We start from the raw sequence: 24,712 nt of genomic DNA, 5'->3' as shown, positions 1-24,712 counted from the left end.
CCTGATGAAGAAACTCAAACTGGTGATGATCGGCAACGGCATGGCCGGGGTTCGAACCCTTGAAGAACTGCTCAAGCTGAGCAATGAGCTATACGACATCACGGTGTTCGGCGCCGAGCCTCATACCAACTACAACCGCATCCTGCTCTCGCCCGTGCTCGCCGGCGAGCAGACGTTTGAAGAGATCGTGCTCAACGACCTGAGCTGGTACCTGGACAACAACATCAAGCTGCTGCTCAACCGCAAGGTCGTGGAGATCGACCGAGTCAAGCGCCGGGTCATCGCCGAGGACGGCAGCGAAGCCGAATACGACCGTCTGCTGATCGCCACAGGCTCCACGCCATTCATCCTGCCGATTCCCGGCAACACCCTGGAGGGCGTCATTGGCTACCGCGACATCGCCGACACCCAGGCGATGATCAACACCGCCAAGACCCACAAACACGCCGTGGTGATCGGCGGCGGGTTGCTCGGCCTGGAAGCCGCCAACGGCTTGAAACTGCGGGGCATGGACGTGACAGTGGTGCACCTGGGTGAATGGCTACTGGAGCGGCAGCTGGACAAGACCAGCGGTCAGTTGCTGCAAACCGCCCTGGAAAATCGCGGGCTGAAATTCCGCCTGAGCGAACAAACGCAAGCCCTGCACGACGCCGGCAATGGCCGGGTCGGCTCGGTGCAATTCAAGAACGGTGACATCATCCCGGCCGATCTGGTGGTGATGGCCGCCGGTATCCGCCCCAATACCGAACTGGCGGAAAAGTCCGGCATCCCTTGCAACCGCGGGATTCTGGTCAACGACACGATGCAAACCTACGACCCGCGCATCTATGCCATCGGTGAATGCGCCAGCCACCGTGGAACCGCCTACGGCCTGGTGGCACCGCTGTTCGAGCAAGCCAAGGTCTGTGCCAACCACCTCGCGCAACTGGGCTTCGCCACCTACAAGGGGTCAGTGACCTCGACCAAACTCAAAGTCACCGGCATCGACCTGTTCTCCGCCGGGGACTTCATGGGCGGCGAAGGCACCGAGACCATCACCCTTTCCGACCCGATTGGTGGCGTCTACAAAAAACTGGTGATCAAGGATGACGTGCTGGTCGGCGCCTGTCTGTACGGCGATACGGCAGACGGTGGCTGGTATTTCCGTCAGATCCGTGAGAACCACACCATCAGCGAGATCCGCGATCACCTGATGTTTGGGGAAAACGCCCTGGGAGACGTAGGACACCAGGGCCAGGACAAAGCCATGAACATGGCCGACACCGCCGAAGTCTGCGGCTGCAACGGCGTGTGCAAGGGCACCATTGTCAAGGCGATCCAGGAGCATGGGCTGTTCAGCGTCGATGATGTGAAAAAACACACCAAGGCCGCCAGTTCCTGTGGCTCCTGCGCCGGTTTGGTGGAGCAGATCCTGATCAACACCGTGGGCGGCGCGGCGGACGTCAAACCGAAAAGCGAAAAAGCCATCTGCGGTTGCAGCGATCTCAACCACGGGCAGATTCGCCAGGCGATCCGCGACCAGCATCTGCTGACCATCGCCGCAACCATGAGCTACCTGAACTGGCGCACCCCGAACGGCTGCGCCACCTGCCGCCCGGCGCTCAACTACTACCTGATTTCCACCTGGCCCGGCGAAGCGCACGACGATCCGCAGTCGCGCCTGATCAACGAGCGTGCCCACGCCAACATCCAGAAAGATGGCACTTACTCCGTCGTCCCGCGGATGTGGGGTGGCGTGACCAATCCGTCTGAGTTGCGGCGCATTGCCGATGTGGCCGACAAATACAACGTGCCGATGGTCAAGGTCACCGGCGGCCAGCGTATCGACTTGCTAGGGATCAAAAAGCAGGACCTGCCCGGAGTCTGGAAAGATCTGGACATGCCGTCCGGCCACGCTTATGGCAAATCCATCCGCACCGTAAAAACCTGCGTAGGCAGCGAGTTCTGCCGCTTTGGCACGCAGAACTCCACCCAATTGGGAATCGAGCTGGAGCACGACCTCTTCAACATGTGGTCGCCCCACAAAGTGAAGCTGGCCGTTTCCGGTTGCCCCCGCAACTGCTCGGAAGCGGGCATCAAAGATGTCGGCATTATCGGCGTCGATTCCGGCTGGGAGATGTACATCGGCGGTAACGGCGGGATCAAGACTGAGGTCGCCGAATTCTTCGTCAAACTCAAGACCGCCGAAGAAGTGCGCGAATACAACGGCGCATTCCTGCAGTTGTACCGCGAAGAAGCCTTCTACCTCGAACGCACCGTGCACTACATGCAACGGGTCGGCATGGAGCACATCAAGAAAGCGGTACTTGAAGATCCGCAACGACGCAAAGCCTTGCATGACCGCCTGAAGTTCTCCCTGTCGTTGGAACAGGACCCATGGAAAGAACGCCTGGAACAGCCCCAGCTGAAGAAAGAGTTTGAAGTCATCACCGTGAAAAACCTGGAGGTACCGGCATGAACTGGCTGGATATCTGCGCACTGGAAGAGATCAACGCCCTGGGCTCGCGCATCATCAATGGCCCGAAAGGCGATATCGCGATTTTTCGTACCAGCGACGATGAGGTTTTCGCACTCGATGACCGCTGCCCGCACAAGGGTGGCCCGCTGTCCCAGGGGTTGATCTATGGCAAGCGCGTGGCCTGCCCGCTGCACAACTGGCAGATCGACCTGGAAACCGGCCAGGCCCAGGCCCCGGATGTGGGTTGCGCTCATCATCATGCGGCGCGGGTCGAAAACGGCCGGGTGATGCTGGCATTGCGGGAAGCAAGCTGATGAGCCGTCAAACCACCGCCTCGACCTGCTGTTATTGCGGGGTCGGTTGCGGCGTGCTGATCGAACATGACGACGAGCGTATCCTCGGCGTCAGTGGCGATCCCGCCCACCCGGCCAACTTCGGCAAACTGTGCAGCAAAGGTTCGACCCTGCACCTGACCGGCGACCTCGCCGCGCGCGCCTTATATCCCGAACTGCGCCTGGGCAAGGGCCTGTCCCGCGCCCGCACCGATTGGGACAGCGCGCTGGATCACGCGGCCAGCATCTTCGCCGATACCATCGCCGAACACGGCCCCGACAGCGTGGCGTTCTACATCTCCGGGCAACTGCTGACCGAGGACTACTACGCCTTCAACAAACTCGCCCGGGCACTGGTGGGCACCAACAACATCGACAGCAATTCCCGGCTGTGCATGTCCTCGGCGGTGGTGGGTTACAAGCGCAGCCTCGGTGCCGACGCCCCGCCCTGCAGCTATGAAGACCTGGAGCTGAGCGACTGTGTGATGATTGTCGGCAGTAACATGGCCTACGCCCATCCGATCCTGTTTCGCCGCCTCGAGGACGCCAAGTCCCGCCGACCACAGATGAAAATCATCGTCATCGACCCACGGCGTACCGACACCTGCGACCTTGCCGACCTGCATCTGGCGATCCTGCCGGGCACCGATGTCGCCTTGTTCCATGGGATTTTGCACCTGTTGTTGTGGGAAGACTGGGTCGACCGCGGCTTCATCAAGGCCCACACCGAAGGCCTGGCGGACCTCAAGAACCTGGTGCGCGACTACACCCCGGCCATGGTCGCCCAGATCTGCGGCATCAGCGTCGAGCAACTGCACCAGTGCGCCGAATGGGTCGGCACGTCGCCCAGCTTCCTGTCGTTGTGGTGCATGGGCTTGAATCAGTCCACCGCCGGCAGTGCGAAGAACAGCGCGTTGATCAACCTGCACCTGGCCACCGGCCAAATCGGCCGGCCGGGCGCCGGGCCCTTCTCGCTGACCGGTCAGCCCAATGCCATGGGCGGTCGGGAAACCGGTAGCTTGTCGAACCTGCTGCCGGGTCATCGCGACGCCGCCAACGCCGAACATCGCGCCGAAGTCGCCCGCTACTGGGGTGTTGAACAATTGCCCGCGACCACGGGTTTGAGCGCCATCGAACTGTTCGAACAGGTTCGCAGTGGCAAGATCAAGGCACTGTGGATTGCCTGCACCAACCCCGCGCAGTCGATGCCTGACCAGACGGCGGTCCGGGAAGCCCTGCAAGCCTGTCCATTCGTGGTGCTGCAAGAGGCCTTCCGGACCACCGAAACCGCCGCGTTTGCCGACCTGCTGCTGCCAGCGGCCAGTTGGGGCGAGAAAGAAGGGTCGGTGACCAACTCCGAACGGCGTATTTCCCACGTCCGCCGGGCGATTGCCGCACCGGGTGAGGCACGGCCGGACTGGGCAATTACCGTGGATTTCGCCCAACGCCTGGAGAAACGCCTGCGCCCGGGTCAACCCAGCCTGTTCGCCTTTGAAACCCCGGCCCAGTTGTTCGATGAATACAAGCAACTGACCCGTGGCCGCGACCTGGACTTGTCCGGTATCAGCCATGCCCTGATCGATCAACTCGGTCCTCAGCAATGGCCCTTCCCGCAAGGCGCCAGCAGCGGAACACCGCGCCTGTATCTGGACGGGATTTTTCCTACCGACAATGGCCGCGCGCGGTTTGTCGCAGAACCGTATCGCGCCGCCAAAGAGTTGCGCGACGCCCGCTACCCATTGACCCTCAACACGGGTCGCCTGCGGGACCAATGGCATGGCATGAGCCGCACCGGCACCGCCGCGCAATTGTTCGGTCATGTGAACGAAGCCGTGCTCAGCCTGCACCCTGACGAACTGCTTCGCCATCGCCTGCAAGCCGGTGACCTGGTCAGCCTCAAGAGCCGTCGTGGCGCCGTGATCGTGGCGGTGGACAGCGACGACAGCGTGCGCCCCGGGCAGGCGTTTCTGCCTATGCACTGGGGCGATCGCTTTCTCAAGGGTGGGGTCAATACCCTGACTCAACCGGCCTTCGACCCCCTGTCAAAACAGCCGGAACTCAAACACAGCGGCGTGCGCCTGGAACCGGTGAACCTGCCCTGGCAGCTTTTCGCCCTGGTCGAAGGCGATGTTCAACAGCACTTGGAGACTTTGCGACCACTGTGTGAGGCGTTTGCCTACGTCAGCCTGAGCCTGACTGGGCGCGAACGTCCCGCGTTGCTGATTCGCGCGGCCAGCGCCGTCGCCCCCGAACCGCAGTTGCTGCAGGCGATCGACGAGCAATTGGGGCTGATCGAAGGGCCGGTACTGGCCTATGACGACCCGCGTCGTTCCATCGGTAAACGGGTGCGAATCGAGAACGGTCGCATCACCGCCATTCGCCTGGCCGGCGAAACCCTGGCCCGCCACTGGCTGCAAAACCTCTGGCTGGAAGGCCGCGCCGATGAGCAGTTGCGGCGCTGGCTGCTGGCGCCTTTGAGCGCCCCACCAGGCAATGCCGGCGCCGCCGTTGGCGGCAGCAAAACACTGTGCAACTGCATGAACGTCAGCCAGCGTGCGATCTGCGCCGGCATTGAACGTGGCCTGGACTTGCAGGGGCTGAAACAGGAACTGGGCTGCGGCACGCAATGCGGCTCCTGTGTACCGGAAATCAAACGCCTGCTGGTTGCCACCGCGCAACCGGTGGCCGCTGTCTCGTGAGGAAAACACTATGAACGCAAAAGTCTGGCTGGTGGGTGCAGGTCCTGGCGACCCTGAATTGCTGACCCTCAAAGCCGTGCGCGCCTTGGGCGAAGCCGACGTGGTGTTGATCGACGATCTGGTCAACGATGCAGTGCTGGAGCACTGCCCTGGCGCGCGGATCATCGCCGTCGGCAAGCGCGGCGGATGCCGTTCCACGCCACAGGCTTTTATCCATCGGCTGATGCTGCGTTATGCCCGTCAGGGCAAATGCGTGGTACGCCTCAAGGGCGGCGACCCGTGCATCTTCGGCCGGGGCGGCGAAGAGGCGCAGTGGCTGCGCGAGCATGGCGTCGAAGTGGAACTGGTCAATGGCATTACGGCCGGCCTCGCGGGTGCGACGCAATGTGATATTCCGCTGACGCTGCGTGGGATTGCCCGGGGCGTAACGCTGGTCACCGCCCACACCCAGGACGGTAGCAGCCTGAACTGGCAAGCCTTGGCACAAAGCGGGACCACCTTGGTGGTGTACATGGGGGTGGCGAAACTGAGCGAGATCCGCGAGCAACTGCTGGCCGGAGGCCTGGCGGCGGACACGCCGGTGGCGATGATTGAAAATGCCTCTCTGCCCCATCAGCGCGACTGTCGCAGTGACCTGACCTCGATGGAGGCCGATGCAGGCGCATTTCAACTCAAGAGCCCGGCGATCCTGGTGATTGGCGAGGTGGCCAGAGCTGCTGAGCTGGCAGGCGCGCAACCGGCCTGGGTCCAGGCTTCGGCGCTATAGCACAGACACCAGCAAACCTGTGGGAGCGAGCCTGCTCGCGATGGCGGTGGATCAGCAACATTGATGCTGACTGACACACCGCCATCGCGAGCAGGCTCGCTCCCACAGTTTTTTGTGTTTCTCCAGCCCCGCCCCTGATTTTCATAAATCGCAGGCAAAGAAAAGCCCGGCCTAAGCCGGGCTTTTCCAAAGCTGTGGGCTAATTACTTAGCTTCGGCTTCAACCTGCGCTTCTACGCGACGGTTAACAGCACGGCCAGCGTCAGTAGCGTTGTCGGCAACTGGGCGGGATTCGCCGTAGCCAACAGACTGAACGCGGGACGATTCAACACCGTACTGGTTGGTCAGGACTTGCTTAACGGCGTTTGCACGACGCTCGGACAGAGCCTGGTTGTAAGCGTCAGGACCGACGGAGTCAGTGTGACCTTCAACAGTAGTGGTGGTGGATGGGTACTGCTTCATGAAATCAGCCAGGTTCTTGATGTCGCCGTAGCTGTTTTCTTTAACGACCGACTTGTCGAAGTCGAACTTGACGTCCAGCTCAACACGTACGACTTCAGCAACAGCTGGGCAGCCATCAGCGTCAACGGTTACGTTGGCTGGGGTGTCAGGGCACTTGTCGACGTTGTCGCACACGCCATCGTTGTCGCTGTCGGAGCAGACTTCAGCCGGAGCTGGAACTGGAGCAGCAGCAGGCTTGGAGCCGCCACCGAAGTTCACACCGATACCGACGCTTGGAGCCCACTCGGTGTCGCCCTGGTCGATGTTGTACTGAGCTTCAACGCCGGCACGGGCGTAGAAGTTGTCAGTGAAGTACAGCTTGGCACCGCCGCCAACGTTGGCGAAGGTGGAGCCGTTGCGACCGCTACGGCCGTTCTGACCGATGCTCTGATCGGAGAAACCAGCCGATACGTAAGGACGCAGCATGTCGCCTGGGTTGTTGAAGTGGTACAGAGCGTCCAGAGCGGTGTTGGAGCCCTTGATGTTACGACCGTCTTCGGCACGTGCGTTGTGCACTTCGTCGTAGGCCAGACGCAGTTCTACGTCGTCGGTCAGGAAGTAACCAATCGAGCCGCCGAACAGGTTGCCGTTGTTCTTGAAGTCGCGAGCGCTGTCGAACATTTCTTTCTTGGCGAAGCCTTCGATTTCAACTGCGCCTTGGCCTTGTGCCAGAGCGCCGAACGAAGTGGCAGCAATCAAAGAACCAATGGCAAAGCCCAAGGTGTTTTTCAGTTTCATCCGTTAAATCCCCATCTGGTGATTGTAAAGCAGTCCCGCAAACCGGGGGACAACTCGGCGACAAGTCTATCAGAACTTGCCTACACGTAAGAGATATTTGCGCCGAACTAAGTTTCAGCAATACCCGCAAATTTCTCACGCAATTTATCAAGAGCGCGCTTGTAACGCATTTTTGTCGCGCTCAACCCCATGTGCATTATGTCTGCGATCTCTTGGAATTCCAGCTCTGCGACAAATCGTAGCACCAGAATTTCCCGGTCGATCGGGTTCACATGGACAAGCCAGCGATCCAGCCCACCCTTTTCCTCTGGTTTGGGCGCCTTTTCTTCAGACGCTTCCTCCAGAGGATCCAGGCTCAAAGCATCCATCAAGCGACGCTTTCGCCGTTCCTTGCGGTACTGCGTGATGCATTCGTTGTACGTGATGCTATAGAGCCATGTCTTGAACTTCGATTTCCCCTCGAAGTTCTTCAGGCCATACAGCACCTTCAACATCACCTCCTGACAGACATCGTCAGCATCACGATCGTTCCCCAGATAACGCGCACAAACGTTAAATAATGTTCTCTGGTAACGGCGCATCAATTCTTCGTAAGCACGCGTTACGTGGAAAAGTTCCGTATGCGCGCGCGCGACCAACTCCTCATCGGAGAGATCACGGGGGTCGTAGCGCGTGGATAGCGATTGGGGTTTGTTCAAAACAAGTCGGGCCGACAGTCTAGGTCAATGTGCGCCGCAGCCTGCGTTAACGGGCATTTTGCGGCGGCATACATTAGCAGGGTTTGCCGGGTTAGCGGCTACTCACATGCTGTTCCAGTAGGATCCGATTGGAGAGCGATACCAATTCACCCTCCTCGGTCAGCAATGTGGTCTTCACCGTGCCGATCTCTTCGATCTGGCCTTCGACCTCGCCAACACGCACTTGTTGCCCAACCTCATACAATTCACGCACATAGATTCCCGCAAGAATCTGGCCGGCGATTTCCCGGCTTCCCAACCCCATTGCCAGCGCAACCGCCAGACCAACGGTAATCAATACGATGACGATCACATGGTTGAGCAGGTCAGTCTTGACCTCCAACTGGCTGATCGCGACCGAAATACTGATGATGATCACCAGGCCCTGGGCAATTCGCCCCAAGCCCTGGGCGTAGTCAAGCCCGACACCTTCGGCCGCGCCGCGCACCAGCCCGTTGGCCAATTGCGCCAGCAGAACGCCCACCAGCAATACCAGCGCGGCACCGAAAACCTTCGGCAAATACAGCGCAAGCATATCGAGCGTAGCTGAAACTCGCTCAAGGCCCAGGGATTCAGCGGCAGAAACCAGGAAAATCAGCAGAACGAACCAGTAGACGATCTTGCCGACCAAGGTCGAGATCGGAACCTGAATGCCACCGCGCGACAGCAGCTTGGTCAGGCCGGTGCCGCCCATCAGGCGGTCGAGCCCCAATTTGGCGAGCAGTTTTGAAAGCAGGGTGTCCAGCAGCTTGGCCACCACGAACCCCAACAACAGCACCACCAGGGCGCCGAAGAGGTTGGGGATGAAATTAGCCACCTTGGTCCACAACGCGGTCATTGCCGTGACGAGGCTCTGGGTCCAGAGATCAAGTTCCATATTCAATCAGCCTTATCAGCGGTGCGAGTAACAGGTTTACGACGGGAAACCGGCGAAACGTGGGCCGACCCGTTATTCAGGGCGATCATCAGCGCGGGCAACCAGCGGCCCAGCAGGCTGAACAGATCGCCGGCGCCAACCTGGCGGTTGGCGGTTTTCAGTACACGTCCCAGGCATGCATCGTCGTCCCGGCTGGACGGCGAAGCCTTGAGCATGTCGCGCAAAGACTGTTCAAACGGATCGTGCATACGCACCTCTCGTGATGTCTGTGAAAGACGCGATCAAATTTCGGCAGGTCACATGGCGCCCCGTCAAACCCAGCGCAAACGGCGGAACAGCCACCACTGACCGAGGGCCACGCCGACCATCAACAGGCATGCAACCAGGAAGCCATAAGGGCTTTCGGAGAACGGAATACCGCCGACGTTGATGCCCAAAAGACCGGTGAGAAAACTCATCGGCAGAAAAATCCCGGTGATGATGCCGAAGCGGTACATGGTGCGATTCATACGCACCGACAGACGCCGGTCCTCGGCCTCCAGCACAAGCCCCACGCGCTCTCGGGTCAATTCCAGCTCTTCGAGGTAGCGGGTCAGGCTGTTGTTCAATTCATTCCAGTAATCGCCATCATCCTCGACAAACCACGGCAGTTTGAGCCGTGTCATCTGGCCGAAAATATCCCGCTGGGGGGCCAGGAACCGCTTCAGCCCGGCCGCCCTTCTGCGAATGTGCAAAATGGCATCATGCTCGGGGGTATACCGTTCGTCGGTATCAATCTTTTCTTCTTCGCTATCGACGATTTCCGAGAGCTGGGTGACCAGATCCTGCACCTTGTTGGTCAGGTACTGCGCCATATAAAGGATGAGTTCCGACGCAGTCCTTGGCCCCTCGCCCTCGGCCAGTTGCGTCAACAGTTCATCGGTGGCGCGCAACGGACGCAGGCGCAGGGAGATCACTCGCTGGGGGGACGCGAAGATCCGCACCGACACCATGTCCTCCGGTTCTGCGCCCGGATTGAGGTTGACGCCGCGCAGAAACAGCAGCAGTTCGGCGTTGGGCAGCGGCAACAGGCGCGGCCGGGTGTTCTCCTCCAGCAGCAGGTCGCAGTTGAATTCGCTCAGGCCACTGGACTTGCGCAGCCAGGTGTGGGTTTGCGGATGACTGCGATCCCAGTGCAGCCACAAGCTTTCGTGGGCCTGTAACTGCAAATCGTCGAGTTCTGTCCGGGCTATCGAACGCGCGCCACCATTACCGTCCAGCACCAGGGCATGCACCAGCCCCCATTGCGCGTTTTCTTCCTCGAACATCCTCATCCCTTATGGCTTTGACGCTTCATTCAGGCATTTTCAGCGGGCTGGGCGACACAATCACGCCGTTGTTGTCCGCATAGACATACTCGCCTGGACGAAACGTCACGCCGGCAAAGGTCACCGCGACATTGAGATCGCCGATGCCACGCTTGTCGGTTTTCATCGGATGGCTGGCCAGGGCCTGGACACCAAGGTCTGTCTGGGCAATGACGTCGACGTCGCGGATGCAACCGTAAATCACCAGCCCTTCCCAGCCGTTTTTCGCGGCTTTTTCGGCCAGCATGTCACCCAGCAATGCCCGGCGCAGTGAGCCGCCGCCATCGACCACCAACACTTTGCCGTTGCCCTTGAGTTCCACCTGCTCCTTGACCAGGGAGTTGTCCTCGAAGCACTTGATGGTCACGATTTCGCCGCCGAAGGAATCGCGGCCACCGAAATTGCTGAACATCGGCTCCAACACTTGCACCAACTCCGGGTAGGCGTCGCACAGGTCGGGCGTGAGGTAATGGTTCATTGAACAACTCCTGTAAAGGCTGGAACGTCAGGCTGAGTGAGCAACCGTTTGTGACCGGAACCGCGTATCGCGTCATATCTTAGCCGCAAGCCGACAAGAGCGAAATGCCCTTGTCAGAGCCTTCGCTTCAAACCGCTTCGGCCAGCCTGGATGGATCCGCCAGTAGCGGTGCATGCTGATCTGCCAGCCAACGCGCCACCAGCGGCCAGACCTCAGCATGGGCCGCTTTGCTGACCAGCATCTCGACATGGCCGAAATCGTCGGTAAAGCCCTGCTCCCGGCCCAGGCAGACAAACTGCTTGTGCGCAGAGCCGACCTGCTCGAAGAGTTTGCGGCAAGCCCAGGTCGGATCCTGCTGGTCGCCGGCCGCGCTCACCGCCAGTATCGGCACCTGCACATCGGCCAGCCCCGCCCACCAGTTCTTCTGCGCATCACCAAAACGCCCGAACAGGCCATACCAGCGCATGCTCTCCAGCGCCAGGCCGATGGGCTCGTCCTCCGGGCCGCGCTTGAGCCGCGAACCGGACAACTGGGCAAAACGCTTGAGAATGAAACGTCCGCTCCATTCCACCGGCGGGATCTTCAGCGGCCAATAGGTGCGGCTGACCTGGGTGCCAAAAAACGCCGCCGAAGCCACCGCCGGCTCGCCCAGATAGTGACCGCCCAAGGCCGCCGCCAGGGTGATGCCGCCCAAAGAATGGCCGATCCAGTGCGGCACCTGCCCGCTCTGCTCACGCACAAAGGCGCCGATGGCCGGCAGGTCGTAACGAGCGTAATCGGCCACGCGGTTCTTGCGGTAGTCGTGATTGCGCTGGGACAGCCCATGGCCGCGCATTTCGGGAATCCACACGTCAAAGCCCAGCCGCGCAAGATAGGCCCCCAACCCCAGGCCCTTGGGCGAATACCAGAAGCGCCGGTTGGAAAAACTGCCGTGCAGCAGGATCACGGGAACGCCGCGAACCTCGCTGCCGTCGGCCATGCCCAGTCGGGTGACGGCCAGTTCAACGCTGTAGTCCGGGCTGTTGCCGGGCTTCAGACGATAGACGTCTTCGCTCAGATCACCACGCCGCTCGGCGCTGATCAGGGCGACAGGAAAAAGGTTGCTGCTGCTTTGCATAATGCTCTTGCACAAAAAAGGGCGGCATCCGCCTGGAGCCCGCCCTACTTCAATCAAAAGGGGCTGCCGCGCAACCTGTGGGAGCGAGCCTGCTCGCGATGGCGGTGGATCAGCAAATCAACGTTGACTGACACTCCGCCATCGCGAGCAGGCTCGCTCCCACAAGGGCTGCGCTCACCGACTGACATCAGCCGGTGAGGCCCCTTCACTCGATCAGACCGCAGCCTGACCTTCAGCCAGGAAGAACCAGGTCTCCAGTACGGAGTCGGGGTTCAACGAAACGCTTTCGATGCCCTGCTCCATCAGCCACTTAGCCAGGTCCGGGTGGTCCGAAGGGCCCTGACCGCAGATGCCGATGTACTTGCCGGCCTTGTTGCAGGCGGCAATGGCATTGGCCAGCAGCTTCTTGACCGCCGGGTTCCGCTCGTCGAACAGGTGCGCGATGATGCCGGAGTCACGGTCCAGGCCCAGGGTCAGCTGGGTCAGGTCGTTGGAGCCGATGGAGAAACCGTCGAAGAATTCAAGGAATTCTTCAGCGAGGATCGCGTTGGACGGCAGCTCGCACATCATGATCACGCGCAGGCCGTTGTCACCACGGGCCAGGCCGTTTTCCGCCAACAGGTCGACAACCTGGCTCGCTTCGCCCAGGGTGCGCACGAACGGCACCATGATCTCGACGTTGGTCAGGCCCATCTCGTTGCGCACACGCTTGAGGGCGCGGCACTCGAGTTCGAAGCAGTCACGGAACGATTCGCTGATGTAACGCGAAGCGCCTCGGAAGCCCAGCATCGGGTTTTCTTCTTCCGGCTCGTAGAGCTTGCCGCCAATCAGGTTGGCGTATTCGTTGGACTTGAAGTCCGACAGGCGCACGATGACCTTTTTCGGCCAGAACGCAGCCGCCAGGGTGCTGATGCCCTCCACCAGTTTCTCGACGTAGAAACCGACCGGATCGTTGTAACCGGCAATGCGCTTGTCGACGCTGTCCTTGATCTCCGGCGGCAAGCCGTCGTAGTTCAGCAACGCCTTGGGGTGCACGCCAATCATGCGGTTGATGATGAATTCCAGGCGGGCCAAGCCCACACCCGCGTTCGGCAGTTGCGCGAAGTCGAAGGCGCGATCCGGGTTGCCGACGTTCATCATGATCTTGAACGGCAGGTCCGGCATGGCGTCCACGGAGTTCTTCTTGATGTCGAAGCCCAGTTCGCCTTCGAAGATATAGCCGGTATCGCCTTCGGCGCAGGACACGGTGACGCCCTGGCCGTCCTTGAGCAACTGAGTGGCGTTGCCGCAACCGACCACAGCCGGAATGCCCAGTTCACGGGCGATGATCGCCGCGTGGCAGGTACGTCCGCCGCGGTTGGTGACGATGGCGCTGGCGCGCTTCATCACCGGTTCCCAATCCGGGTCGGTCATGTCGGAAACCAGCACATCACCGGCCTGGACCTTATCCATCTCCGAGACGTCCTTGATGATCCGCACCTTGCCGGCGCCGATGCGCTGGCCGATGGCACGGCCTTCCACCAGCACGGTGCCGGTTTCCTTGAGCAGATAGCGCTCCATGACATTGGCCTGGGTACGGCTCTTCACGGTTTCCGGACGGGCCTGCACGATATACAGCTTGCCGTCGTCACCGTCCTTGGCCCATTCGATGTCCATCGGGCACTTGTAGTGCTTCTCGATGATCATCGCCTGCTTGGCCAGCTCGCTGACTTCGGCGTCGCTCAGGCAGAAGCGCGCGCGCTCGGCCTTGTCCACGTCGACGGTCTTGACCGAACGACCGGCCTTGGCTTCGTCGCCGTAGACCATTTTGATGGCCTTGCTGCCCAGGTTACGGCGCAGGATGGCCGGACGACCGGCTTCCAGTGTGCCTTTATGGACATAGAACTCATCCGGGTTCACCGCGCCTTGTACGACGGTTTCACCCAGGCCGTAGGCGCCAGTGATGAACACCACGTCACGGAAACCCGACTCGGTGTCGAGGGTGAACATTACCCCGGCGGTGCCGGTTTCGGAGCGGACCATGCGCTGAACACCGGCAGACAGGGCGACCAGTTTGTGGTCGAAGCCCTGATGCACACGGTAGGAAATGGCACGGTCATTGAAAAGGGAAGCGAAGACTTCCTTGGCGGCACGGATGACGTTTTCCACGCCACGGATATTCAGGAAGGTTTCCTGCTGGCCGGCGAAGGAGGCATCCGGCAGGTCTTCGGCGGTGGCCGAGGAGCGCACGGCGACGGCAATGTCGGGATTGCCTTCGGACAGTTTGGCGAAGGCGGTGCGAATTTCGGCGTTCAGCTTCTCGGGAAACTCGGCTTCCATGATCCATTGGCGGATCTGGGCGCCGGTCTTGGCCAAGGCGTTGACGTCATCGACGTCCAGGGCATCGAGCGCGTCGTGGATCTGTTTGTTCAGGCCGCTCAGTTCCAGAAAGTCACGATAAGCCTGAGCCGTCGTGGCGAAGCCACCTGGCACCGATACGCCGGCACCGGCGAGGTTACTGATCATCTCGCCCAGGGATGCGTTCTTGCCCCCCACATGCTCTACATCATGGACGCCGAGCTTATCGAGGGAAACTACGTACTCTACCAAGGTGATCTCTCCACTAACTGTGTTGGAAAAGCTCAAGGCACCGGTGGCTCCAGGGGAGCGAATACCGGCGATATGGCCTGGACCTGGAAAATAAGTGAGAATGCGGGCCACTGGCGGCCGGCAAATCGCGCCTATCATATCCAAGAATCGTCACTAGCTCACTAGGGCCCAAGGCGCAAATGAAACGATCTGCTTTCTTTATCTCCGACGGCACCGGCATCACGGCCGAAACACTGGGCCAAAGCCTGTTGGCGCAATTCGAAAACATTACCTTCGCCAAGTTCATACGTCCGTACATCGACAACGTCGACAAAGCGCGGGCCATGGTACAGCAAATCAATAAAGCCGCCGAAACCGACGGTTTTCGCCCGATTATCTTCGATACCATCGTCAATCAGGACATCCGTGAGATTCTCGCAATGTCCAATGGTTTCATGATCGACATTTTTTCCACCTTCCTGGCGCCTTTGGAGCAGGAGCTGAGCGAGCATTCGTCCTACTCGGTCGGCAAGTCCCATTCCATTGGTCATAACTCCAACTACATGGAGCGCATCGAGGCGGTCAACTTCGCCCTGGACAACGATGACGGCGCCCGTACGCATTATTACGACAAGGCCGATTTGATCCTAGTGGGTGTGTCGCGCTGTGGTAAGACGCCGACGTGCCTGTACATGGCGATGCAATTTGGTATCCGCGCGGCCAACTATCCGCTGACCGAGGACGACATGGAGCGCCTGCAACTGCCCAGCGCCCTGCGCGCCCACCAGCACAAGCTGTTCGGCCTGACCATCGATCCGGATCGCCTCACCGCGATCCGCAACGAGCGCAAGCCCAACAGCCGCTATTCGAGCTACGCCCAGTGCGAATTCGAAGTGCGCGAGGTGGAAAACCTGTTCCGGCGGGAGAACATTCCCCACATCAACTCCACGCATTTTTCCGTGGAGGAGATTTCGGCGAAGATCCTGGTGGAGAAAGGGGTGGAGCGGCGGTTCAAGTAACCCGCAACAACACAAAACCCTGTGGGAGCGAGCCTGCTCGCGATAGCGGAGTGCCAGCCAACATTAATGTCGCTGATCCACCGCTATCGCGAGCAGGCTCGCTCCCACAGAGGTTGAGGCGATCTTACATGCTCTGCAGTCAGTGAACCACAGCCACCTGCTCTTCCATCTTCTTGCGCAGGCTCAAGGGACGCATGTCGGTCCAGACTTCTTCGATGTAGGCCAGGCAGTCCTTTTTGAAGCCGCTTTTGCCAACCGCACGCCAACCTTCGGGGATGGCTTTGTACTCAGGCCAGATCGAATACTGTTCTTCGTGGTTGACCACGACCTGAAAGACGATGTCCTCGCGGTCGAATACTGAAGTCATGGGTGTCTCTCCATCTTTGCTCGAGGTTCACTGCGGCGCATGCGCAGCCAGGGTATGAAAGGAACGTTTGGAGCCGGGTGAAAATTAGGCTTGGGCAACGGCAGCCTTCAAGGCGCGTCCGAAAATCTCGGCAACCCGGTCGATCTCCGTCGCTGTGATGGTCAGCGGCGGCAGGAAACGCACCACGCCGCCCTGCCGGCCACCCAACTCCAGGATCAACCCGCGTTTGAGGCATTCACGTTGCAACCGTGGCGCCAAGCGCGCATCTACCGGCGGGTGGCCCAAGGCATCCGGCATTCCGGCCGGGTCAACCAGTTCGACGCCAAGCATCAGCCCGCGTCCACGGATATCGCCCAGTTGCGCAAAATCCCGCTGCAGGACGTGCAGGTGTTCGCTCAAGCGATCGCCCATGGCGCTGGCGTGGGCCGGCAGGTTGTGTTCCACCAGATAACGCATCACCGCGGAACCGGCAGCCATGGCCATTTGATTGCCACGGAAGGTCCCGGCATGGGCTCCCGGCAGCCAGGTGTCGAGCCAATCGCGATAAACCACCACCGCCAGCGGCAGACTGCCGCCGATGGCCTTGGACAGCACCACCACGTCTGGAATGATGCCGGCGTGTTCGAACGCGAACATTTTACCGGTGCGGCCAAAACCACTCTGGATCTCGTCGACAATCAACGCCACGCCCGCCTGCTCGGTGATGCGCCGCAACCCGCGCAACCAATCCAGATCGGCCGGTATGACCCCGCCCTCGCCCTGCACCACCTCGACGATCACCGCCGCCGGCAATTGCACGCCGGCCTCGGGGTCGGTCAGCAGGTTTTCCAGATAATGCAGATTGGCCTTCACCCCCGAGGCACCGCCCAAACCGAACGGACAGCGGTAATCGTAGGGGTAAGGCATGAATTGCACACCGTTACCGAGCAAGGCGCCCAAGGGTTTCTTCGGTCCCAGGCTGCCCATCAGGCTCAGCGCCCCCTGGCTCATGCCGTGATAACCGCCCTGAAACGACAACACGGTGCTGCGCCCGGTGGCCGTGCGCACCAGTTTGAGAGCAGCTTCCACCGCATCAGTGCCGGTGGGGCCGCAGAACTGGATCTTCGCCTCGGCGGCAAGGTCCGCCGGCAACAGGCCGAACAGGTCCTGAACGAAGCGATCCTTGACCGGCGTGGTCAGGTCCAGGGTATGCAAAGGCAACTCATCGCTCAGCACCTGCTGGATCGCCTCGATCACCACCGGATGGTTATGCCCCAGGGCCAGGGTGCCGGCCCCGGCCAGGCAGTCGATGAAAGTGCGACCCTCGACGTCCTCGACATACAAACCCCTGGCGCGCTTGAGGGCCAAGGGAATGCGCCGTGGATAGCTGCGGGCGTTGGACTCCTGCCGGCTCTGGCGGGCCAGCAGCGGCGACTCGTTGAATTGGTAGAGCGTCTCGGTCGGCGCGCAACTGACCCGCGCCGGCTGTGCTTCGATAAGACTATTGGCGACTGACATCTCTCGACCCCGCAATACACTGTAGTAGTGACCCAAATGGCACACCGGGCAGGTGCGCATCCGGTCGGGGCGCACGTGCAGGTTTCCTGTTGTGGAAACGCACCGGCGCGGCAAGGATTTACTCTGGAATCGAACTTTCCCCCGCAGGCTCGACCAGTGGCTTGTGCATGGCAATGGCGGTGACACCGCCGATGGCGAACGCCTCGGCGCTTTGCCTGAACCCCAGATGTCGATAGAACCCATGGCTGCTGCGTGTGCTGTTGAGTGTCACCTGGACGACCCCGCGACCGCGCAACCACCCCTCGATATCCCGTACCAGCGCTCGCCCGGCACCGCGGCGAAACCATTCCGGTTGCACATAGCAGAACGCGATCCGGCCTGAAACCGAGGCCATGGCGGTGCCCACCAGCCGCCCCTGCAAACGCGCCAGGGTCAGGCGCAACCTTGGGTCGAGCAGTAAGGGTTGTAGGTGAGCGAGGGTGTTGTGGCGTATCCAGGCTGCCACGATGCGCGGGTCGTTACGGTGTTCGGCGGCACATCCGAGGCGGATGGAGCGTTCGGCGATCCGGCTGATGATGCCGGCATCGCTGGGGGTGGCGGTGCTTATTTCAATGAGTGGTTCCATGGCGCGGTGTTCCTCAGTCCTTGAGTCGAGCTGAGAAAAACATAGCCCCGGATGAGGTGGGTGCGCCAATGGCAGGTCGTTACAACGGATGTATGCAGCTCCCCGGTAGACCTGGGTTAACCCACCTGTACAGGCATCGTCAATTCAACCCGCAATCCGTCCGGACGGCTGTCGAAATGCAGACCGCAACCACAACGCTGGACGATGGCCTGGACAATCGCCAACCCCAGTCCGCAGCCGGTGCTCTGGCCATTGCGCCAGAAGCGCTGGGTCAGGTACTGGATATCGTCGGCGTCAATGCCGGGACCATGATCGCGAACCTGGAAGCGTACACGCTGGCCAATCATTTCCAGGCTCAATTGCACCTCGGTCCCGTCCGGCGTATGACGCAAGGCGTTGTCCAGCAGATTGCGCAAGGCGGCGATGGAAAGCACCGCCGGCATTTGCACCGGCGCGTCGGACACCCCGGGTGCCAAATGCAACTTGATCCGCTGGGGAGCTCCGCCGGTCGCATCCTGGATCGCCAGTCGCGCCACTTGCTCGGCGTTGCATTGCACGCCATCGTCGAACGACAGGCTGCCCTCGACCCGGGCCAGCAGCAACAACTGTTCGAGGGTGCGGTGCAAGCGGTCGGCGCCCTCCTCGGCCCGGGCCAGGGACTGATCGCGGGCGACGCCTTCGGTCATGCGCGCCACTTGCAGGTGAGTCTTGATAGCCGTCAACGGGCTGCGCAACTCATGGGCGGCATCGCCGGTCAGCCGGCGCTCGCGCTCAATGGTCTTACCGATACGCTGGAACAGCTGGTTCTGGGTCTCCAGCAACGGCCGCAGCTCACTGGGCAGCGGATGGATCTGCAGAGGCTCCAGGGAGTCGGCATTGCGTCGCATCAATGCATCGCGCATGCGATTGAGCGGTGCCAGGCCCTGGCCGATGCCCAGCCATAACAGGCACAGGCAGCCCAGCAGCGCCACGCCGACCGGTACCGAGGCCGCCAACAGCACCGACATGTTCAAGGCTTCGCGTTCGATCTGGCGGTCGGCGGTGGTGATGCGCAAATCCCCTCGGGCCAGGGTGAAACTGCGCCAGGGCGCGCCGTCGATCATCTGGTCGTGAAAGCCCAGCTTCTCGGCTTCCAGGGTTTGGTCTGGGGTGCCATGGCTGCGGGCCAGGATCTCCCCCCGCAAGGAGCTGACCTGGCAAGCCATGCCCCCCGGAATGCTCACATGCTCGGTCCTCAGGTGCGTGCCTTCACCTTTGCTGGGCAATGGCGGCATCTGCTCCAGCAGCCCGGCGACCATCCGCGCCGAAGCCACCAGTCGCTGGTCAAGGGAAAACATCATCTGGTTGCGCAGATCACTGAGCATCCACGCCGCCGCCAGGGCCCAGATCAGGGCGAAGGCCGCGCCGAGGGTCAGACTCAGGCGCAATCGCAGGCTCATCACTTGGAGGACTCCCCGTCGTCGGCCGGCCCCAGCCGATAACCCAGCCCGCGGACCGTCTCGACAATGCCATTGCCGAGCTTGCGCCGCAGGTGATGGATATGGACGTTGAGGGCGTTGCTTTCCAGTTCGTCATTGAACCCGTAGACGCTGTCCTTGAGTTGCTCGGTGGACAGGACCCGACCGCGACTGTGCAACAGCGCCTGCAGCAATGACTGCTCACGCCGGGAAAGGTCCACCGGCTGTCCGCCGAGGGTGGTTTCCCGGCTGCTGGGGTCGTAGGTCAGGCGACCGTGCTCGATCAGATTGACGCTGCGCCCCGCCACGCGCCGTAGCAAGGTGTGCAGGCGCGCCGCGAGTTCACGCAGATCAAAGGGTTTGAGCAGATAATCATCGGCACCGGCCTGCAAGCCGTCGACCCGGTCGGTCACCGAGTCCCGGGCGGTGAGGATCAGCACCGGTATTTCCAGACCTTGCTGGCGCAATTGGCGCAACAATTTAAGGCCGTCCTCGTCGGGCAGCCCCAGGTCCAGCACCATGACGTCGAACCGGGCCACGCCGACCATCGCCCGCGCCGCCGACGCCGTGGCGACGTGTTCGACGGTCAGGCCCTGGGCCGTGAGCCCGGCGACGATCCCGCTGGCGATCAACTCATCGTCTTCGCAGACCAGTACGTGCATGGTAAGCCCCGTGGAAAAAGGTACATTAGGCCGCCGGCCGATTAAGCCGACATTATGCGACGAGTACGGCAAACATGGGCGATCATTGCTACCTGCCGATCGTCGCCGGGTTAATCGACGGTTAATCGCCAGTCGCCATCGTGCATTCCACTTGCTTCGTTCTAAGGCTTTATCCATGCGTCGATTGTTTTTGCTGTGGCTGCTCCTGATCTCGGGCCTGGCCCAGGCCGCCAATCCGTTCGAGACCAAAACCGATTTCCTGCCGGTGGAAAAAGCCTTCGTGTTCACCTCCGAACGCCTGGACTCCGGTGAAACCCAGTTGTTCTGGCAGATTGCCGACGGCTACTACCTGTATCAGCAGCGACTCAAATTCGACGGTCTTGCCGAGGCGCAAAAGCCGAAGTTGCCGGAGGGTGAAGCCCATAGCGACGAGTTTTTCGGCGATCAACAGGTTTATCGCCAGGCGCTGGAACTAAAGATTCCCGCCGGTGCCACCGGCAAGATCAAGGTCGGCTTCCAGGGCTGCGCCGACGCGGGCTTGTGTTATCCGCCCCAGACCCAGGTGGTGGACCTGGGTGGCACTGCACCAGCGGTTGCCAATGGTGAGGCGCCGGACCAGGCCTTGGCCAGCGGCCTGCAGCAACGGGCCTTGGGCTGGAGCCTGCTGGTGTTCTTTGGCCTGGGCCTGTTGCTGGCGTTTACGCCGTGCTCGCTGCCCATGTTGCCGATCCTGGCCGGGGTGGTGGTGGGCAGCGGCGCCAGCCCTCGGCGTGGATTGGCATTGGCCATCAGCTACGTGATCAGCATGGCCCTGGTGTATGCCGCCATGGGCGTAATCGCCGCGCTGCTGGGGGCCAACCTTCAGGCGCTGCTGCAACAACCGTGGCTGCTGGGCACTTTCGCGGCGATCTTCGTGGTGCTGGCGCTACCGATGTTCGGTTTTTTCGAATTGCAGTTACCGGCCGCCCTGCGCGACCGCCTGGAAAGTGCCGGACGCCAGCGCCGCGGCGGCAGCCTGGTGGGCGCCGGTATTCTCGGAGCCTTGTCCGGCCTGTTGGTGGGCCCGTGCATGACTGCCCCGCTGGCCGGTGCGCTGCTGTACATCGCCCAAAGCGGCAATGCGTTGCACGGCGGGCTGATCCTGTTCGCCATGGGCGTGGGCATTGGCCTGCCGCTGTTGCTATTGGTGACCGTGGGCAATCGTTTCCTGCCCAAACCCGGCGCCTGGATGAATGTGCTCAAGGGCGTGTTCGGTTTTCTGTTCCTGGGCACCGCGATCCTCATGATCCGCCCGGTCATCGACGGCTCGCTGTGGATCGGCCTGTGGGGCACGCTCTTGTTGATTGCCGCCTATAGCGCCTGGCGGCAGACCGAAGGTTTCGGTCGCACAGCCTATGTATGCGGCAGCGCGTCGCTGCTGTTCGGTCTGTGGGGCAGCCTGCTGGTGATCGGCGCGGCGGGTGGCGGCGATGATTTCTTCCAGCCCCTGGAGGTCTATGCAGGCACCTCGGAAAGCTCGGCCGTCAGCGCCCATGATGCCTTTATCACGGTCAGCGAGCCTGCCGCCCTGCAGCGGGAACTGGATGCGGCCAAGGCCCAGGGCCAATGGGTCTTGCTGGACTACTACGCCGACTGGTGCGTGTCCTGCAAGATCATGGAAAAACAGGTGTTCGGCCGCGCCGATGTGCTGGACGCCTTGAAAGACGTACGTCTGGTGCGTCTGGACGTCACCGCCGACAATGCCGCCAGTCGCGAACTGCTGGGCCGCTATCAAGTGCCGGGGCCACCGAGCCTGCTGTGGATTGGCGCCGACGGTCAAGAGCGGCGCAGCCAGCGGATCACCGGGGAAGTCAATGCCAAGGAATTCCTGGAGCACTGGAACATGACTCGGAACGCGCGCTGATGCTGACGTTTACCCTCGGCACCTTTGCCATTGCGCTTAACCATCTATTGCTGATCAGCGCGTTGGCACTGGCGACCCTGGTGGGCTGGCGAGTAGCCAAGCGCGGTGGCGAAAACCCGGAATCGGTGCTGTTCGTGCTGTTTTTGCTGGGGCTTCTGGCCGCACGGATCGGCTTCGTCGCCGCCTACTGGAACCATTACCAGGATGACCTGTGGCAGATCGTCGACCTGCGCGACGGCGGTTTTCTGGCCTGGCCGGGGATCGTCGCGCTGGTGATTGGCGCGTTGCTGTGGGGCCGGCACCGACCGGCCTTGCGCCGGCCGTTGGGTTTCGGCGTGGGCAGTGGCCTGTTGTTCTGGCTGGTGGCGACGATGTCGTTGACGATCTATGAACAAGGTACCCGACTGCCGGAAATCAATCTGCGTAACGCCAACGGCGAGACGGTGAAACTCACCGATTATCAGGGCGGGCCCCTGGTGATCAACCTCTGGGCCACCTGGTGCCCACCCTGCCGGCGCGAAATGCCCGTGCTGGAAGAGGCCCAGCAGCAGCGCCCGGACCTGACGTTCCTGTTCGTCAACCAGGCCGAAAGCATGCAAAGCGTCAGCACTTATCTGGCCACCCAGGGCTTGAGCCTGGACAACGTGCTGTTTGATGGCAGCGGTCGCCTCGGTCAAGCCGTCGGTTCCATGGCACTGCCAACCACCTTGTTCTACAGCGCCGACGGCCGCCTGCTGGACAGTCACTTGGGCGAATTGTCAGAAGCGAGCCTGGCCCGCGCCCTGGAGAACTTCGAAACGCCGGATTCAACCTCGGCTCCCCACTCCGCCACAAGGAAACCCTCATGCCCCGCCTCCGCCACTTGCTGACCCTGGCCGTCGCCGCCACGCTGTCGCAGGCACCGCTGCTGCACGCCGAAGAACTGCCCGCGGCCATCAAGAAAATCGAAGCCAAGGGCGCGAAAATCGTCGGCACGTTCGAGGCGCCGGACGGATTGCGCGGTTACGCGGCGCAATACCAGAACCGTGGGATGGCGCTGTACCTGACACCCGATGGCCAGCATGTCTTGCTGGGCAACCTGTACGACGCCGACGGCAAGGACCTGAGCGCCGAGCCGCTGCAAAAGCTGGTCTATGCCCCAATGGCCAAGGCCATCTGGGGGAAGATGGAAGCGAGCAACTGGATCGCCGACGGCAGCAAGGACGCGCCGCGCACCGTCTATCTGTTCAGTGACCCGAACTGTCCGTACTGCAACATGTTCTGGGAACAGGCACGGCCATGGGTCAAAGCCGGCAAGGTGCAGTTACGCCACATCATGGTGGGCATCATCCGTGAAGACAGCCCAGGAAAATCCGCCGCATTGCTGGCGGCCAAGGACCCTGAGCAGGCCCTGGAAACCCACGAGAAGGCCGGCAAGGGCAGCGCGCTCAAACCCCTCAAAAACATACCGCCGGCCATCCAGGCAAAACTGGACGCCAACCTGCAGTTGATGGAAGAACTGGAACTGTCCGCCACCCCGGCGATTTTCTACCTGGATGACAAGGGCGAACTGCAACAGCAGCAAGGCGCACCGTCGCCGGACAAGCTGGTGAAGATTCTCGGGCCGAAGTGAGATCGACCTAGAGGGCCTCATCGCGAGCAGGCTCGCTCCCACAGGGGATATGTGGCGACGACAAATTCAGCGTCAGGCACAGATCAAAATGTGGGAGCGAGCCTGCTCGCGATGGCGTCAGGTCAGCTGCGCAGAAACTCCAGCAAGGCTCGGGTGACGAATTCCGGGTTTTCCAGGTTGGAGATATGCCCAGCCTCTGGAATCAGCACATGCGGGCAGCCAATCAGCTCAGCCATTTCCAGCGCCTCGGACGGTGGTCGCGGTTTGTCCTGGTCGCCGCACATCACCAGCGTGCGCCCGGCGTCGAGCTCAGGCAGGCGCGGCAGGATGTCGTCCCGACCAAAAATGATCCGTCCCAACGGCACGATACTGTCGCGCAGGCGGTCGGCCGGCAGTGCAGCCAGCGTGGCGCGGAACTGCTGGTAGAGCGCTGACTGCGGATCGATGCCCGACCGGAAAAAGATCGGCACGACAATGTCCAGCAACGGCTCGGGGATGCTGCCGCTGGCTTCGATCTTGTCGAACAACGAAAAGTAATACTGGCGAGTCGGTTCAGGTTCGCCCCCCACGTAAGTGTCCATCAACACCAACGCCTCAAGCCGCTTGGGCGCCATCAGCGCCAGCCGTGCGCCCCACATCCCGCCCACCGAAAGCCCCACCAGACTGAAGCAATCGACCTCCAGATGATCCATCAACGCCAGTGCCTGGCGGGCCAGATCGTCCAGGGATTTCATGCCCTCAGGCAAACGCCCGGACTGGCCGTGGCCCCAAAGGTCCAGGGCGATCACCCGGTAATGCCGGGACAGTGCCTCGATCTGCGGCGCCCACATGGTGTGATCCCACAGGTAGCTGCTGCCCAGCAGCACCACCGGGCCCTGGCCTTGGTCCAGGTAGTGAAGTGATTGCCCATCAAGGGTTGCAAAAGGCATTGATGACCTCCTTGTGTTGAATGGA

General features: G+C 61.3%; 22 protein-coding genes. 8 read left to right on the top strand and 14 right to left on the bottom strand.

Features of this window, described 5'->3' with window-relative positions:
- Nucleotides 1-4: 4 nt before the first annotated feature.
- From nirB to cobA, 4 genes are read left to right on the top strand one after another with little or no spacing between them, the layout of a single operon-like run.
- Complete coding sequence (nirB, locus tag PSH91_RS08905) at nucleotides 5-2,458, top strand: nitrite reductase large subunit NirB (protein ID WP_160891977.1); 2,454 nt, start codon at nucleotides 5-7, stop codon at nucleotides 2,456-2,458.
- Nucleotides 2,455-2,772, top strand: a complete 318-nt coding sequence (nirD, locus tag PSH91_RS08900; protein ID WP_047227148.1) for a nitrite reductase small subunit NirD — start codon at nucleotides 2,455-2,457, stop codon at nucleotides 2,770-2,772. The genes nirB and nirD overlap by 4 nt, the downstream gene beginning before the upstream one ends.
- Nucleotides 2,772-5,489 (top strand): nitrate reductase, encoded by a 2,718-nt coding sequence (locus tag PSH91_RS08895; RefSeq protein WP_107322191.1) that lies wholly within the window; start codon nucleotides 2,772-2,774, stop codon nucleotides 5,487-5,489. Before nirD ends, PSH91_RS08895 begins: the two co-directional genes overlap by 1 nt.
- A gap of 10 nt (nucleotides 5,490-5,499) precedes the next feature.
- The gene (gene cobA / locus PSH91_RS08890; protein ID WP_047227146.1) at nucleotides 5,500-6,255 is read left to right on the top strand and encodes a uroporphyrinogen-III C-methyltransferase; all 756 of its coding nucleotides are present in this window, start codon (nucleotides 5,500-5,502) and stop codon (nucleotides 6,253-6,255) included.
- A 203-nt stretch (nucleotides 6,256-6,458) separates the two neighbouring features.
- On the opposite strand, the gene PSH91_RS08885 is transcribed toward cobA, so the two are convergent.
- From PSH91_RS08885 to ppsA, 8 genes are all read right to left on the bottom strand, one after another.
- A complete protein-coding gene (locus PSH91_RS08885) occupies nucleotides 6,459-7,493 on the bottom strand; it encodes an OmpA family protein (protein WP_076385661.1) in 1,035 nt (344 codons plus the stop codon).
- 107 nt (nucleotides 7,494-7,600) lie between these two features.
- Complete coding sequence (gene sigX, locus PSH91_RS08880; RefSeq protein WP_042729583.1) at nucleotides 7,601-8,191, bottom strand: RNA polymerase sigma factor SigX; 591 nt, start codon at nucleotides 8,189-8,191, stop codon at nucleotides 7,601-7,603.
- A 91-nt stretch (nucleotides 8,192-8,282) separates the two neighbouring features.
- On the bottom strand, nucleotides 8,283-9,107 hold the full coding sequence (locus tag PSH91_RS08875) for a mechanosensitive ion channel domain-containing protein (protein ID WP_047227144.1): 825 nt from the start codon (nucleotides 9,105-9,107) through the stop codon (nucleotides 8,283-8,285).
- 2 nt (nucleotides 9,108-9,109) lie between these two features.
- Nucleotides 9,110-9,355: a hypothetical protein gene (locus tag PSH91_RS08870; RefSeq protein WP_014337331.1), complete on the bottom strand. Its 246-nt coding sequence runs from the start codon at nucleotides 9,353-9,355 to the stop codon at nucleotides 9,110-9,112.
- 63 nt (nucleotides 9,356-9,418) lie between these two features.
- Entirely contained in the window at nucleotides 9,419-10,414 is a 996-nt protein-coding gene (locus PSH91_RS08865) for a zinc transporter ZntB (RefSeq protein WP_047227143.1), read from the bottom strand.
- 25 nt (nucleotides 10,415-10,439) lie between these two features.
- The gene (gene rraA, locus PSH91_RS08860; protein WP_047227142.1) at nucleotides 10,440-10,931 is read right to left on the bottom strand and encodes a ribonuclease E activity regulator RraA; all 492 of its coding nucleotides are present in this window, start codon (nucleotides 10,929-10,931) and stop codon (nucleotides 10,440-10,442) included.
- A gap of 127 nt (nucleotides 10,932-11,058) precedes the next feature.
- The gene (locus tag PSH91_RS08855; protein WP_047227141.1) at nucleotides 11,059-12,048 is read right to left on the bottom strand and encodes an alpha/beta fold hydrolase; all 990 of its coding nucleotides are present in this window, start codon (nucleotides 12,046-12,048) and stop codon (nucleotides 11,059-11,061) included.
- 213 nt (nucleotides 12,049-12,261) lie between these two features.
- Nucleotides 12,262-14,637, bottom strand: coding sequence for a phosphoenolpyruvate synthase (gene ppsA, locus PSH91_RS08850; protein WP_186658914.1), 2,376 nt, complete (start codon nucleotides 14,635-14,637; stop codon nucleotides 12,262-12,264).
- 179 nt (nucleotides 14,638-14,816) lie between these two features.
- Between ppsA and PSH91_RS08845 the strand changes: the two genes are divergently transcribed.
- A complete protein-coding gene (locus PSH91_RS08845) occupies nucleotides 14,817-15,635 on the top strand; it encodes a pyruvate, water dikinase regulatory protein (RefSeq protein ID WP_092401788.1) in 819 nt (272 codons plus the stop codon).
- A gap of 139 nt (nucleotides 15,636-15,774) precedes the next feature.
- Here the strand turns inward: PSH91_RS08845 and PSH91_RS08840 are convergent, their stop codons facing one another.
- The 5 genes from PSH91_RS08840 to PSH91_RS08820 all read right to left on the bottom strand — a co-directional run bounded on the left by PSH91_RS08840 (nucleotide 15,775) and on the right by PSH91_RS08820 (nucleotide 20,243).
- Complete coding sequence (locus tag PSH91_RS08840) at nucleotides 15,775-16,002, bottom strand: MbtH family protein (RefSeq protein ID WP_305467899.1); 228 nt, start codon at nucleotides 16,000-16,002, stop codon at nucleotides 15,775-15,777.
- Between the two features lie 84 nt (nucleotides 16,003-16,086).
- On the bottom strand, nucleotides 16,087-17,499 hold the full coding sequence (locus tag PSH91_RS08835) for an aspartate aminotransferase family protein (protein WP_047227280.1): 1,413 nt from the start codon (nucleotides 17,497-17,499) through the stop codon (nucleotides 16,087-16,089).
- 118 nt (nucleotides 17,500-17,617) lie between these two features.
- The gene (locus PSH91_RS08830; protein WP_076385663.1) at nucleotides 17,618-18,124 is read right to left on the bottom strand and encodes a GNAT family N-acetyltransferase; all 507 of its coding nucleotides are present in this window, start codon (nucleotides 18,122-18,124) and stop codon (nucleotides 17,618-17,620) included.
- A 116-nt stretch (nucleotides 18,125-18,240) separates the two neighbouring features.
- Nucleotides 18,241-19,566, bottom strand: coding sequence for an ATP-binding protein (locus tag PSH91_RS08825; protein ID WP_047227136.1), 1,326 nt, complete (start codon nucleotides 19,564-19,566; stop codon nucleotides 18,241-18,243).
- Nucleotides 19,563-20,243 (bottom strand): response regulator, encoded by a 681-nt coding sequence (locus PSH91_RS08820; RefSeq protein ID WP_047227135.1) that lies wholly within the window; start codon nucleotides 20,241-20,243, stop codon nucleotides 19,563-19,565. The genes PSH91_RS08825 and PSH91_RS08820 overlap by 4 nt, the downstream gene beginning before the upstream one ends.
- Nucleotides 20,244-20,418: 175 nt before the next feature.
- Here PSH91_RS08820 and dsbD point away from each other — a divergent pair, with 175 nt between their 5' ends.
- From dsbD to dsbG, 3 genes are read left to right on the top strand one after another with little or no spacing between them, the layout of a single operon-like run.
- The gene (gene dsbD, locus PSH91_RS08815; protein ID WP_107322188.1) at nucleotides 20,419-22,146 is read left to right on the top strand and encodes a protein-disulfide reductase DsbD; all 1,728 of its coding nucleotides are present in this window, start codon (nucleotides 20,419-20,421) and stop codon (nucleotides 22,144-22,146) included.
- Entirely contained in the window at nucleotides 22,146-23,015 is an 870-nt protein-coding gene (locus tag PSH91_RS08810; RefSeq protein WP_076385667.1) for a TlpA disulfide reductase family protein, read from the top strand. The genes dsbD and PSH91_RS08810 overlap by 1 nt, the downstream gene beginning before the upstream one ends.
- Complete coding sequence (gene dsbG, locus PSH91_RS08805) at nucleotides 22,991-23,758, top strand: thiol:disulfide interchange protein DsbG (RefSeq protein ID WP_076385669.1); 768 nt, start codon at nucleotides 22,991-22,993, stop codon at nucleotides 23,756-23,758. The genes PSH91_RS08810 and dsbG overlap by 25 nt, the downstream gene beginning before the upstream one ends.
- A gap of 122 nt (nucleotides 23,759-23,880) precedes the next feature.
- On the opposite strand, the gene PSH91_RS08800 is transcribed toward dsbG, so the two are convergent.
- Nucleotides 23,881-24,687, bottom strand: a complete 807-nt coding sequence (locus PSH91_RS08800; RefSeq protein ID WP_305467892.1) for an alpha/beta fold hydrolase — start codon at nucleotides 24,685-24,687, stop codon at nucleotides 23,881-23,883.
- Nucleotides 24,688-24,712: the final 25 nt, after the last annotated feature.

This window comes from Pseudomonas sp. FP1154 (assembly GCF_030687245.1).
In the GTDB taxonomy this organism is placed as follows: Bacteria; Pseudomonadota; Gammaproteobacteria; order Pseudomonadales; family Pseudomonadaceae; genus Aquipseudomonas; species Aquipseudomonas rhizophila.
Note: the sequence above shows the minus strand (reverse complement) of the source record. Positions and strands in the feature narration are given on the sequence as shown.